The 12,861-nt window shown below is 59.9% G+C and carries 12 protein-coding genes; 11 read left to right on the top strand and 1 reads right to left on the bottom strand.

The genetic code is table 11. The features are described 5' to 3' along the window. Nucleotides 1–23 precede the first annotated feature (23 nt). From VJU77_15885 to VJU77_15860, 6 genes are all read left to right on the top strand, one after another. Nucleotides 24–2,447, top strand: a complete 2,424-nt coding sequence (locus VJU77_15885; GenBank protein ID HKP04833.1) for a glycosyltransferase family 2 protein — start codon at nt 24–26, stop codon at nt 2,445–2,447. Continuing rightward, the gene (locus VJU77_15880; protein HKP04832.1) at nt 2,417–3,646 is read left to right on the top strand and encodes a glycosyltransferase family 4 protein; all 1,230 of its coding nucleotides are present in this window, start codon (nt 2,417–2,419) and stop codon (nt 3,644–3,646) included. The genes VJU77_15885 and VJU77_15880 overlap by 31 nt, the downstream gene beginning before the upstream one ends. Then, on the top strand, nt 3,618–4,421 hold the full coding sequence (locus VJU77_15875; protein HKP04831.1) for a methyltransferase domain-containing protein: 804 nt from the start codon (nt 3,618–3,620) through the stop codon (nt 4,419–4,421). The genes VJU77_15880 and VJU77_15875 overlap by 29 nt, the downstream gene beginning before the upstream one ends. Nucleotides 4,422–4,513: 92 nt before the next feature. Beyond that, nucleotides 4,514–5,209: a succinate dehydrogenase cytochrome b subunit gene (locus VJU77_15870; protein ID HKP04830.1), complete on the top strand. Its 696-nt coding sequence runs from the start codon at nt 4,514–4,516 to the stop codon at nt 5,207–5,209. Continuing rightward, a complete protein-coding gene (locus tag VJU77_15865; protein ID HKP04829.1) occupies nt 5,206–7,131 on the top strand; it encodes a fumarate reductase/succinate dehydrogenase flavoprotein subunit in 1,926 nt (641 codons plus the stop codon). Before VJU77_15870 ends, VJU77_15865 begins: the two co-directional genes overlap by 4 nt. Next, a complete protein-coding gene (locus VJU77_15860; GenBank protein ID HKP04828.1) occupies nt 7,128–7,883 on the top strand; it encodes a succinate dehydrogenase/fumarate reductase iron-sulfur subunit in 756 nt (251 codons plus the stop codon). Before VJU77_15865 ends, VJU77_15860 begins: the two co-directional genes overlap by 4 nt. A gap of 3 nt (nt 7,884–7,886) precedes the next feature. On the opposite strand, the gene ispE is transcribed toward VJU77_15860, so the two are convergent. Then, complete coding sequence (ispE, locus tag VJU77_15855; protein ID HKP04827.1) at nt 7,887–8,717, bottom strand: 4-(cytidine 5'-diphospho)-2-C-methyl-D-erythritol kinase; 831 nt, start codon at nt 8,715–8,717, stop codon at nt 7,887–7,889. A 39-nt stretch (nt 8,718–8,756) separates the two neighbouring features. Between ispE and pyrF the strand changes: the two genes are divergently transcribed. The 5 genes from pyrF to lpxA all read left to right on the top strand — a co-directional run bounded on the left by pyrF (nt 8,757) and on the right by lpxA (nt 12,828). Then, nucleotides 8,757–9,449 carry an orotidine-5'-phosphate decarboxylase gene (gene pyrF, locus VJU77_15850; protein ID HKP04826.1) on the top strand — a complete coding sequence of 231 codons (693 nt, stop codon included), beginning with the start codon at nt 8,757–8,759 and terminating at the stop codon, nt 9,447–9,449. 9 nt (nt 9,450–9,458) lie between these two features. Continuing rightward, nucleotides 9,459–10,118 carry a hypothetical protein gene (locus VJU77_15845; GenBank protein ID HKP04825.1) on the top strand — a complete coding sequence of 220 codons (660 nt, stop codon included), beginning with the start codon at nt 9,459–9,461 and terminating at the stop codon, nt 10,116–10,118. A gap of 163 nt (nt 10,119–10,281) precedes the next feature. After that, nucleotides 10,282–11,307, top strand: a complete 1,026-nt coding sequence (locus VJU77_15840; protein ID HKP04824.1) for a polyprenyl synthetase family protein — start codon at nt 10,282–10,284, stop codon at nt 11,305–11,307. Nucleotides 11,308–11,350: 43 nt separating this feature from the next. Further along, nucleotides 11,351–12,046 carry a DNA repair protein RadC gene (radC, locus tag VJU77_15835; protein ID HKP04823.1) on the top strand — a complete coding sequence of 232 codons (696 nt, stop codon included), beginning with the start codon at nt 11,351–11,353 and terminating at the stop codon, nt 12,044–12,046. Beyond that, nucleotides 12,043–12,828, top strand: coding sequence for an acyl-ACP--UDP-N-acetylglucosamine O-acyltransferase (gene lpxA, locus VJU77_15830; GenBank protein HKP04822.1), 786 nt, complete (start codon nt 12,043–12,045; stop codon nt 12,826–12,828). The genes radC and lpxA overlap by 4 nt, the downstream gene beginning before the upstream one ends. Nucleotides 12,829–12,861 lie beyond the last annotated feature (33 nt).

The following is a 12,861-nucleotide window of genomic DNA, read 5'->3' as shown; positions in this document are numbered from 1 at the left end:
ACAACAGGGCCTCCACCGCTCTCGTGCCTGACCAGAACGAATACTTGCTGGAGTTAACGGCGGAGCTGGAGCAACTCCAGCGTTCGCTCATGGACCTGCGCCGGCAGGCGGCAAAGCCTTCGCAAGAAAAACGCATCCCGGACGGGGATGCGCTCGATTCTGCCCATCGCCATCTGGCCACAGCGAAAAGACTCGCCCGTCTTCTCCAGACTGGCGTGGCCGGAGTGGAATCGCAGCTCGAACGCGCGGAACAGGAAGTCTGGTCGCTGAAAGTAAAACGCGCGGATGCGACCGCCCGTTTGAAAAGCCGGGAGCGTTTGCTCGAGCAAATCCAACACTCGGCCGCGTGGAAAATCATCAAGCCGATCTGGAAACTCTTCCATCGTTCCGAGAAACCGGATCGCATCGACAACCGGGATCTCGCGTTCGCCCTCGACCTGCCGAAACAATGGAAAACGAGCCGCGAGATTCTGCTGATCAAAGGATGGTGCTTTTCGCGGAGCGGAAAAGAGATCGCCGGCGTTCGGGCGAAAATCGGACGCAAAGGCCGGCTGGCGCGCTACGGACTCGAGCGGCGGGACGTAGCCGGGTCCTTCGGCGACTGGCCCCTGGCCAGCCGAAGCGGTTTCACTATCGAACTCCGAGTGCCCCCGGGACGATCGATGGTGCGGTTGGAAATGATCGAGCAGGGATCGGAGTGGCAACCGTTCTTCGAGCATGAGCTGGAAAGAGAACCCGGAGAAGGAGACGCGACCTTCGAGGAAGAATCCGCGGGAGATGCCAGGTTTCCTGAGCGAATTCTAAAGCTGCCTTCACTTTCCGCGGCCAAGGCTTTCGAACTTCTTCAGCCTGCCTTCGACAAACACGCGCAGCGGGCCACCTCCGACGCTCCGTTCTTCAGCATTTTGACTTCAACCTTCAACTCGAAGCCGGAATGGCTGGCGGAAGCAGCCCTGAGCCTGCTCAACCAATCCATCGCCGATTGGGAATGGTGCCTCGTCGATGATGGCTCGGAGAATCCCCAGACGCGAAAACTTCTCGAACTACTCGACCGCATCTCTCCACGCGTCCGGATCTGCTTTTCGGCGAAGGCCGGCATCAGCGCGGCGAACAACCAGGCGCTCGAGCTGGCCCGGGGGGAATACGTCTGCTTCCTCGATCACGACGATTTGCTCCATCCCTTCGCGCTCGAAGCGATGCAGGAAAAGCTGCGCGAAGGCGATGACGTTGTTTACTCCGACGAGGACAAGATCGAAGACGCGACGGGCGATCTGGTTGAACCGTTTTTCAAACCCGATTGGTCCCCGGAATATTTTCGCGGCGTCATGTATGTCGGTCATCTCCTTTGCGTCCGCCGCGACCTTGCCCGGAAAACGCGCTTCGATTCGGCGTTCGACGGCGTCCAGGATTTCGAATTCATGCTCCGGCTAAGCGAGATGGGGCCTCGTATCGGGCATATCCCGCAGGTGCTTTACCATTGGCGGAAAACCCCCGGAAGCATTGCGGCAACGACGGACGCGAAACCAAACCTCGGAGCGTTGCAGGCGCGGGCGGTGAACGCCCATCTGGAGCGAATGGGCCTGGCCGCGCGAGCGGAGCAATCGAAGCTGCCGCATCGGCTCAACTTCGTCCCCGCAAACCGGGAAAGATTGCGCCGAGTGAGCATCATCATTCCCACCCGCGATGCTCCGGATGTTTTCGGGCGTTGTCTCAAGAGCATTTTCGCCACGACATCCCACCCGGATTTTGAGGTGATCGTGATGGACAACGAGACCACGGACGAGAGTGCGCTGGCCCTCATGAGAGAATTTCCGATTCGCCGGATCCTCTTCCCTAACCCGTTTAATTTTTCCCGCGCGAACAACCAGGGGGCTGCAGCCGCGACCGGCGAGCTCCTGGTTTTTTTGAATAACGACACGGAAGTCATTACCGCCGATTGGCTGCAACAGCTCGCTTACTACGCGGAACAAAACGATGTCGGAGCGACCGGAGCGCTTCTCGCCTATCCCGACCGGACTGTGCAGCACGCGGGCGTGGCGCTCGGAATGCGAGGAACGGCGGACCACACGATGCGACGTTTTCCGATCGAAGTGGATGGCTATGCCGGCAGTCTCCTTTGCGCGCGGGAGGTGTCCGCCGTCACGGGGGCCTGTCTCATGATTCGGAAATCGCTTTTCGAAGAGATCGGCGGCTTCAACGAACATTTCTTCACCGCTTATCAGGACGTCGATCTCTGCCTGCGTTTGCGGGCGCGCGGTTTGCGCATCATTTACACACCGCAAGCGCTCCTCTTCCATCACGAATCCGTTTCGCGCCAGAGTTACTACGACATGATTGACCGCATGCTTCTCCTCGATCAATGGGAAGAGGTCATCGAGCGCGGCGACCCCTACTACAATCCCAATCTCAACCTGGAATGCGGCGATTACAGCCGCCGCTCCGCGTGAGTAACATCCTCTTCGTCCTTTACCACGACTTCAGCGCCAATAGCGCTGTCCATGTCCATAACTTTGCCAATCAGCTCGCGGCCCTCGGCCATTCCACCGCCGTCGCCTTTCCAGATGGCCGCGACAGCGGGACTGGACTAGGCGACCAAAATTATTCCGTCCATCGCTTCCCCCAGGTAGACGGAGATTGGACCCGCATTTTTCCCGACGGCCGCTCGCCCGACGTGGTCCATGCCTGGACGCCGCGCGAAAACGTTCGCCTCTTCTGCGAAAAACTCGCCGGCTTCTGCACCTTCTCGCTCTTTGTTCATCTCGAAGACAACGAAGAGCTGATTCTCGAAGTGAATCTCGGCACCTCCTTTGAAAAGCTGGCGCGGTCGCGGTCCGTGGAGATTCCCGCGAATCTTTCCCATCCGCGACATTATCGCGCGTTCATCGCTTCCGCGGCCGGCGTAACCCTGATCATGGATCGCCTCGACCGCTTCGTGCCGCCTGAGATCCCGAAGCTCGTCCTTTGGCCGGGCGCCGACGACCAGCTTTTCTTTCCGCGGCCGCGAGATCCGGAACTGCCCGCGCAGCTCGGATTGTCGGAGGGGACGGTCGTCCTTTGTTATACCGGCAACGTCCATTCCGCCAATGCGCGCGACGTTCGCAGCCTCTACCTGGCGGCTGCCATCCTGGATCGGGAAGGAATTCCCGCGAGATTGGTCCGCACCGGCCGCGATTTCAACCCATTCCTCGGCCCGGACGAAGAATGGGCGCAGAAGATTTCTATCCCCCTGGGATACGTCGAATACCGGGAAATCCCGGCGATTCTCAGCCTCGCGGATGTCCTGGTCCAACCGGGAGCTGACAATGCCTTCAACGAATTCCGGTTGCCCGGAAAACTCCCGGAATTTTTCGCCATGGGGAGACCGGTAATCGTTCCCAACTGCAACGTCGGCCGCTTCGTTCGCGATGGAGAAGAGGCGCTGGTGCTGCCAAGAGTTGACGCGCTCGGCATTGTCGACGCGATTCGCCACCTGCGCGCAAACAAATCGCTGGCCGAACGCCTGGCCGCGGGAGCCACCGAGTTTTGCCGAAAGAATTTCAACTGGAGAAACAACGCCGGGGCCCTGGCGCGTTTTTACGCCGACGTCTCCGCCCAATCGCAAAAGCAAACCCAGACAGATGTCCCCGCCATCACGGTTTCGAAGTAATCCGGCCGCCGCGGCGGAAGTCGTCGCGCGGTTCTCGCAATCGCCCCATCCGCCCGGGACGTCGTACGCAACGGTCCGCGATTACTGCGAAAGCCTGGACGAGCTTCCCCAGGTCACGGCCATGGACGGCGATCTGAAAAATGTGCAACGCCCCTGGGCCGTAAAAGCTTTGCTTGCGAATGTGCCGCCACCGGCGCGGCTTCTGGAAATCGGCGGCGGCCAACCAATCGTTAGCGGATTCCTCAACGAGCTCGGTTATGAGGTCACGCTCGTCGATCCGTACGACGGATTCGGAAACGGCCCGACTGATTATCAGCAATACGTCGAACGGTATCCGAACGTCAAAATTCGCCGGGAATATTTTCGCCCCGGAATGGGCGGCCTGGCGCCGGGCTCTTTCGACGCGATTTTTTCGGTCTCCGTCCTCGAGCACCTTCCACCGCCCGCGCTCACCAACTGTTTCGAGGCCATTGCGGAATTTCTTTCGCCCAACGGCTTCTCCATTCATTGTTTCGATTTCATTCTCCAGGGGATTGGCGACGCGCACGACCTCACCGTGGCGCAAGCAATTCTCACGGAGCAACAAAAGCTGGGCGGACAGACCGCGCCTGAGCCGATCGCGCAGTTGGTGGAGCAGCTCCGGGCCGATGTGGAAACATTTTTTCTTTCGCCGCAGGGTCATCATAACTGGCGGGGGGGACAGCCCTACGCGGAGTTTCCATTTCGCAAGGTTGTTTCGCTCCAGACCATCGTGGCCCGCTCTCCTGCGCCCTAAGCGGTTCCATCCGCCGCGCATTGCTTGACACCCTTTGGCCGACTTCTAATTTCAGGCATCCAGCGGCCGATCGGCTGGAGCTTCTCAAGCCTGTGACCGCGTCTTCCTCATTTTACCGCTCCTCAATCGGCAAAAAAATGATCGTGGCGATCACCGGCGTGGTCCTGATCGCGTTCGTGCTTGGCCACCTCCTGGGCAATCTCCAGATTTTTCTCGGTCCCGACTGGATCAATTCCTATGCCGAGCATCTGCGGCAACTCGGTCCCTTTCTCTGGGTGATCCGTAGTTTCCTCCTCCTGAATGTTCTTCTCCACATTTTTTACACCATCAGCCTGGCCCTCGAGAATCGGCGGGCCCGCCCGGTGGCCTACAAGAAAAAAGACAATGTGAAGGCGACCTTCGCCTCACGCTCCATGGCTTTGAGCGGGCTGATCGTCCTTGCCTTCATCCTTTATCATCTCGCCCATTTCACCGTCCGGGTGACCGATCCACGCTTTCTCCTTTTGAAAGCCGACCCGCTCAATCGCTACGACGTCTACTCGATGATGGTCTACGGCTTTCAGAATTACTTTGTCTCGGGGTTTTACGTCCTGGGAATGTTCCTTCTCGCGCTTCACCTTAGCCACGGAACTTCGAGCTTTTTTCAATCGCTCGGATTGAACGACAAGAAGCTGACTCCGAAGCTCGCCACCGCCGGCCGGATTTTCGCCTGGCTCATTTTCATCGGATACACCTCCATCCCGGTCGCGGTTCTTCTTCATCTCGTGAAACCGGCGCAACAGCTATGATCGGCCGCCTGGACGCCAGAATTCCCGCCGGTCCTCTTGCTGACAAATGGACCAATCATAAGGACCACGCCCGGCTGGTCGCTCCCAATAACCGGCGAAAGTTTGAGATTATCGTCGTCGGGAGTGGTCTGGCCGGGGGCTCGGCCGCGGCCACTCTGGGCGAGCTCGGTTACAACGTAAAGTGCTTCTGCTACCAGGACAGCCCGCGCCGGGCCCACAGCATCGCCGCCCAGGGCGGCATTAACGCCGCCAAGAATTATCAGAACGACGGCGACAGCGTCTTCCGCCTTTTCTACGACACGATCAAAGGCGGCGATTTCCGGGCCCGGGAGGCGAATGTCTATCGCCTCGCGGAAGTCAGTAATCTGATCATCGATCAATGCGTCGAGCAGGGAGTGCCGTTCGCGCGCGAATACGGCGGCTTGCTCGCGAACCGCTCCTTCGGAGGCGCCCAGGTTTCGCGAACGTTCTACGCGCGCGGCCAGACCGGCCAGCAGCTTCTTCTCGGCGCCTACCAGGCCCTTTGCCGGCAGATCGCGGCGGGCGCCGTGAAAATGTTTCCGCAGACCGAGATGCTCGATCTTGTCCTGGTCGACGGGCACGCGAAAGGGATCATCACCCGCAGCCTGGTCACGGGAAAAATCGAAGCGCATTCCGGCGATGCCGTCGTTCTGGCGACGGGCGGCTATGGCAACGTCTTTTATCTCTCGACCAACGCTCGGGGCTGCAATGTCACCGCCACCTATCGCGCCTACAAAAAAGGCGCGCTCTTTGCCAACCCCTGTTACACCCAGATTCACCCGACCTGCATCCCCGTCAGCGGTGAAAATCAATCCAAGCTGACTTTGATGTCGGAATCGCTCCGGAATGACGGGCGCGTTTGGGTGCCGAAACAATCCGGCGACAAACGCCCGCCCGCTCAGGTTCCCGAGGCCGAGCGTGACTATTATCTCGAGCGAAAATATCCCAGCTTCGGCAATCTGGCGCCACGCGACATCTCATCGCGGAGCGCAAAGGAGGTTTGCGATGAAGGGCGAGGCGTGGGCGAGAGCGGGCGCGGAGTTTATCTCGACTTCGCGGACGCGATCGCGCGTTTGGGCGAAAACACGATCCGCGAACGTTACGGCAATCTTTTTCACATCTACGAAAAGATTACGGGCGAAAATGCCTACCAGCGCCCGATGCGCATTTATCCGGCGGTCCACTACACGATGGGAGGACTCTGGGTGGACTATAACCTGATGAGCAACGTCCCTGGGCTGCATGTGGTCGGCGAGGCAAATTTTTCCGATCACGGCGCGAACCGCCTGGGGGCGAGCGCGCTCATGCAGGGCCTGGCCGATGGCTATTTTGTCCTGCCTTACACGCTGCCCTCTTACCTCGCTCCGCAGATCGGTAAGCGCCCATCCACCGATCACCCGGAGTTTCGCAAAGCGGAAAGCGACGTTCGGACCCGGACGGAAAAGCTGCTCGCGATAAATGGAAAACGATCGGTCGATTCGTTTCATCGCGAGCTTGGCCTTCTTCTCTGGGACAAATGCGGAATGGCCCGAAACGCCGCCGGACTTCAGGAAGCGCTGGCCCGGGTTCCGCAGTTGCGTGACGAATTCTGGCGCGATGTGCGCGTTCTCGGCGATGGCGAGGCTTACAATCAATCGCTGGAACGCGCCGGACGTGTCGCCGATTTTCTCGAATTCGCCGAGCTTATGTGCACCGACGCCCTTACCCGCGATGAATCGTGTGGCGGCCATTTCCGCGAAGAACACCAGACCCCGGATGGCGAAGCGTTGCGCGACGACGAAAATTTCGCGGATGTCTTTGCCTGGGAATTCCAGGGAAATGGCTCGATCGCGCCGCCCAAACTCCATCGCGAACCGCTGGTGTTCGAAACCGTGCAGCTAACCCAGAGGAGCTACAAATGAACTTTCGCCTCAAGGTCTGGCGGCAACGGGATCCGAAGACAAAAGGCAAACTTGTCGAATACCAGGCGACGAACGTGTCGCCGAACACGTCGTTCCTCGAGATGCTCGACGTGGTCAATGAAGGGTTGATCGCGAAGGGCGAAGAGCCGATCGCGTTTGATTCCGATTGCCGTGAGGGGATCTGCGGCACGTGCTCGCTCACGATTAACGGCGAAGCCCATGGACCCGATCACCCGGGTGCGGCCTGCGAGGTTTACATGCGGCGGTTCAAAGATGGCGCCACGATTGTGGTCGAGCCGTTCCGGGCCAAACCCTTCCCGCTCATCAAAGACCTGGTGGTCGACCGAAGCGCGCTGGATCGCATCGTGCAGGCGGGCGGATTTATCGCGGCTCGCGCCGGGTCGGCTCCGGAAGCGAACGCGACTCTTGTTCCGAAACACGACGCCGATCGCGCCATGGAAGCGGCGGCCTGCATCGGCTGCGGAGCGTGCGCGGCTGCGTGTCCCAACGCGTCCGCCATGCTCTTCACTGCTGCGAAAGTCTCGCACCTTGCGTTTCTTCCGCAGGGGCAACCGGAACGCACGGCGCGCGTTTTGAAAATGGTGACCGCGATGGATGCGGAAGGTTTTGGAAACTGCACCAACACCTATGAGTGCGAAGCCGTCTGCCCCGCTTCGATCAGCGCCAGTTTCATCGCCAAACTCAATCGCGAGTACGCCACTGCCAGTCTGCGCCGCAACGCCGGCGAATGAGAATCAGGTAGCGCAAAGCTGCGTCCACAGGGACGAATCGAGTTTCTGCCGGATGAGCGCCGCCAGGCTTTCTCCATCGGCGCTCTCGCGCAGGACCGCGAGCACCGTCGAGCCAGAACCCGAAAGTAAGGCGGCGCCTACGCCCGGTTGCTCTCGAAGCCAGTTCTTGAGGGATGCGAGAAAAACATATTTCTCGAACACCGGCCGCTCGAGATCGTTGACGAACCGGACGCCGCCAAATTCCTGCGGGGAATAATCAACGCCGGGAATCTCCCTGGATTCTTTCCATCTCCCGTAAGCCCACGGCGTCGGAACGCCAAAAGCCGGTTTCACCAGGAGCAGTTGAAAACGCGCGGGCAAGTTGGTCGGAACGACGATCTCACCCCGTCCACGGCAAATCGCCGGCGAGCGGACGATAAAAAACGGAACGTCGGAACCCAGCTGCGCCCCGAGCTCGAGCAGTTTCGTCGCGTCGAGACCGGTAGCAAAAAGCTCGTTCAGGCCGAGCAAGATCGACGCGGCGTCGCTGCTGCCACCGCCCAGGCCGGCTCCGTGCGGAACCTTTTTTTCGAGAACGATTCTGAGCCCAGCGGAAATCCGGGTGGTTTCCTGGAAAAGTCTGGCCGCTCGCACGGCCAGGTTGTCGTCACCCACCGGCAGGGAAGGATCGTCGCAGGAAAAGCGAATACGCCCGTCGTCCCCTGCCCTCTCGATCGTCAGCCGGTCCGCGAGCGAAATGGGCGCCATGAGGGTTTCGATTTCGTGGAAACCGTCCGCGCGCCGTCCTTTGATTCGAAAAGACAGATTGATCTTCGCCGGTGCCAAAATCTCCATGATGTGCGATTAATTCCGCGAAAGTTCCGGAAGCATAAAATGAATTCGCGCCTGGCCGAGAAAATTATTGTGGCGCTCGATGTCGCCACCACCAGGGAAGCGCTGAAACTCGCGTCGCTTCTCGCCCAGGACGTCGGTTTTTTCAAAATCGGACTGCAAAGTTTCACCGCCAACGGGCCCGCGCTGGTCCGCTCGATTTCCGATCTCGGCCCAAGGGTTTTTCTCGATCTGAAGTTGCACGACATCCCGAACACCGTTGCGAAAGCGGTTGAGTCCGCCGGCGAGCTCGGCGTCAAAATGCTGACAATTCATTTGAGCGGCGGGAGCGAAATGGTTCGGGCGGCCGTCGCCGCGCGGAAAAACGACCTGCTGCTCCTTGGGGTAACGGTGCTCACCAGTTCGGCGGAAGAAACTCTCGCCGAGACCGGGGTTTCTGGGAAAACCGGCGAACAGGTTTTGCGCCTGGCGCGGCTCGGCGTCGCGAACGGAATCGATGGACTCGTGGCCAGCCCCCATGAAGCCAAAATGCTGCGCGCCGAATTTGGCGAGAAGATCAAGATTGTAACGCCGGGAATTCGGCCGGCGGGTTCGTCGCCCGGGGATCAAAAGCGTTTTGCGACGCCGCGCGACGCGATCGAAGCCGGGGCTGATTATTTGGTAATTGGGCGCCCAATCGTCGCGGCTGCGGATCCGAAGGCGGCCGTCCAACAAGTCCTCGCGGAACTTACCTGAGCGGGAGCGATGCTCGACGGATTGCAGGTGTTCGATGACGTCGAGCCGAAGCCGGCGGCGCTGAATATGGCGATGGATGAGGCGCTGCTCACTGATTCCACTACGCCTGTCCTGCGTTTTTATAGGTGGCGACGCCCCTCAATCTCCTTCGGTTATTTCGGACGCTACGCTGAAGTCGCGCCGGAATCCGAGCGACGCGATATCGTTCGACGCTGGACTGGAGGGGGAATCGTTCCGCACGGTTCGGACCTGACCTATTCCGTCGTAGTTCCGCGCGACCATTCATTTTTCCAGCGATCGTCACTCGAGGTTTACGCCGCGGTGCACGACGCGATTTGCCGGGCGCTCCAGGCGAATGGCGTGGACGCGCTCCTGGCCGGCAGCGCGGCGCCAAAAATTTCCGAAGCCTGCTTCGCGAATGCGGTCCGGGCGGATGTGATCAGCGGCGGACACAAAATCGCAGGTGCGGCCCATCGCCGCTCGCGCACCGGTCTTCTACACCAGGGCAGTATCCAACGAAACGATTTGCCGGACCGTTTCCGCGAAGATTTCGCCGCCCTCCTTTGTCCGCGATTCGAGCGGTTCACCCCCCCGCCGAAGTTGGACGACCGAGCCGCGGAGATTGCGGAAAAGAAATATGCAACTCACGAGTGGCTGACGCGACGGTAACGGGAGCGCCATGGAGACGGCACGCCACCGTGCCGGTGGGTTTGCGCGTCGCGTTCTCTCCACGGCCTGAGGGCAGGCCGTCTCCATCGAGCCGTGGAGAGATCTCCATGCCAGTTACTCCTGTTGTTTTGACAGCCATAGACCGTCCTTCTATCCTGCGTTTGTGGAAGTTTTCGCTGATTCAAAGGCTCATGCTACCTCGCGCGACGGCGCTTTGGCGCGGGTCGTCCTCGGCGTCCAGGCCGAACTGGATGAAGTCGAGGCGCGCGTGGCCCGGCAGGCCGCCGAGTTCGATCCCGCGGTCGAAGGGTATGTGACGTACGCCATCGGCAGTCGCGGCAAGCGCCTCCGGCCAGTGATGGCGTTGCTCAGCGGGGGCGTCAGCGGCGGGATTACTTCGGGACATATCGACCTCGCCGTCATCGTGGAGCTGATCCACATCGCGACTCTCGTGCATGACGACATCATGGACGAAGCCGAACGGCGCCGGGCCCAACCCACGGTCAACGCGCGGTGGGGCAATTCCCTGAGCGTCCTTTTGGGAGACTGCCTCTTCGCCCAGGCGCTCAATCTTTCCACCAATTTCGACAATGCCGAAATCAGCCGCGTCATTGCCCGCGCGGCCCGGGACGTTTGCTCCGGTGAAATTATCCAGACGCAACGCCGGTTCGATCTGCATCTCAGCATCGACGATTACCTGCGCATCATCGCAATGAAGACCGGCTCGCTCTTTGCCGCTGCGGCCGAACTGGGGGCGGTCCTCAACGGGGCCGATCCCGAAACCATCCGGACCCTCCGAGATTTCGGCCGCAAGATCGGCGGCGCTTATCAGATTTTCGATGATTGCCTGGATGTCGCCGGCAATGAAGCCGACATCGGCAAGACGCTTGGAACTGATTTGCGAAAAGGAAAGATGACGTTGCCGATTCTCATGCTCTTGCATTCGGCGCCGGCGACCGAGCGCGAACGGTACTGCGAGCTCATCCTCGAGGAAAAGTCCGGCGCCATTACCAAATTGCTCAAGATCGACGCGCCAAATGGCGCCCTGAAATCTTCGCTCGATGCCGGAGACGATTGTTTGCGGGAAGCCCAGGCTGAATTGCATGCGCTCCCCTCCAATCGCTATACCGATTCGCTTTTCCAACTGGGTGACGCACTCCGGGAAATGCTCGATCAGTTTCGTGTCTGAAATTGCTGGATGGGACGGCGCCTCCCCCCAAGGCGTCACTCGAATGGCCCAAATCAAAATTCGCGAAATGCCGCAGGACGAGCGGCCCCGCGAAAAATTACTCGCCCATGGACCGACGGCGCTCATCGATCCGGAATTGATCGCAATTTTGTTGCGCACCGGTTTGCCGGGCGCAAATGCCGTTGAAGTGGCACGCCAACTTTTGAAACGATACGGTTCGCTCTCCGGCTTAAGCCGCTGCTCGGTGACAGAAATCGAAGCCATTCCGGGCATCGGCAAGGCGAAGGCAATTCAGCTCGTGGCCGCTTTCGATCTTGGCCGGCGCCTCGCTAACGAGCGGCTTTCCCGCCAGAAACTCGATTCGCCTGAGCTCGTCCACGATCTCGTCGCCGCCGAGATGCGCGCTTTGCATAAGGAATCTCTCCGAGTCATTCTGCTCGATACGCGCTATCATTTGCTTCGCATGGAGGAGGTCTCGCTCGGCAGCGTCAATGAAAGCATCGCGCACCCGCGGGATGTTTTCCGCCCGGCCGTGATCTCTTCGGCCTATGCGGTCATCGTGGTCCATAACCATCCTTCCGGCGATCCTTCTCCAAGCCAGTCGGACCACAGCCTGACGAGACGTTTGGTCGAAGCCGCGGAGCTGCTCCAGATCAAATTGCTCGACCACATTATCATTGGGGCGCCTGCCGAGGGACGGCCGTCTTACTTCAGTTTCAAGGAGGCCGGCGTGCTATGAAGATTCATCCGACCGCGATTGTCGACGAGGGCGCGCAGATCGGCGCCGACGTTGAGATTGGTCCTTATTCAGTGATCGGTGGCGAAGTCATCATTGGCGAGAAATGCGTGATTCAATCGCACGTCGTGATTGAAGGCTCGGTGAAGATGGGCCCGGGGAATTTTATCGGCCATGGCGCGGTGATCGGCGCCGCGCCGCAGGAGCTGGGGTTTTCTCCGCAAACCAAAAGCACGGTCGAAATTGGAAGCGGGAATGTCATTCGCGAGCATTGCACTATTCATCGTGGCAGCACGGAAGGAAGTGCGACGCTCCTGGGCGACGAAAATTTTCTGATGATCAACACGCACCTCGGCCACAACTGCATCCTGGGGAACGGCGTTGTGATCGCGAACGACGCTCTGCTCGCCGGCCACGTGCGAATCGACGACCGGGCGTTCATCGGCGGAGGCTCGCGTTTTCACCAGGGCATCCGGATGGGGCGGCTCGTGATGGCGGAAGGTCGGTTCACAAAAAATCTGCCGCCGTTTATGGCCGCGGCCAAGAACGAGGTTTACGGCATGAACATCGTCGGTCTGCGCCGGGCCGGCCTGAGCGCGGCGGAGCGCGATGAAGTCAAACGGGCGTTCAAGCTGCTCTATCGCAGCGGGCTCAATACGAAGCAGGCGCTGGAAAAAGCCGCGACGGAGGAGTTCGGTCCGATTGGCCGTGAGTTTTTCGAATTCGTGGCGAACGCCGGGAAGCGCGGGATCGTTGGCTACGGCCGCGGCGCGACGGAAGATTAGCTGGCTTTCTGTAGCCGTCGCCCTGTGGGCGAC

Source organism: Chthoniobacterales bacterium (genome assembly GCA_035274845.1).
Classification (GTDB): Bacteria; Verrucomicrobiota; Verrucomicrobiia; order Chthoniobacterales; family UBA10450; genus AV80.
This window is presented reverse-complemented; position numbering and strand designations above follow the sequence as displayed.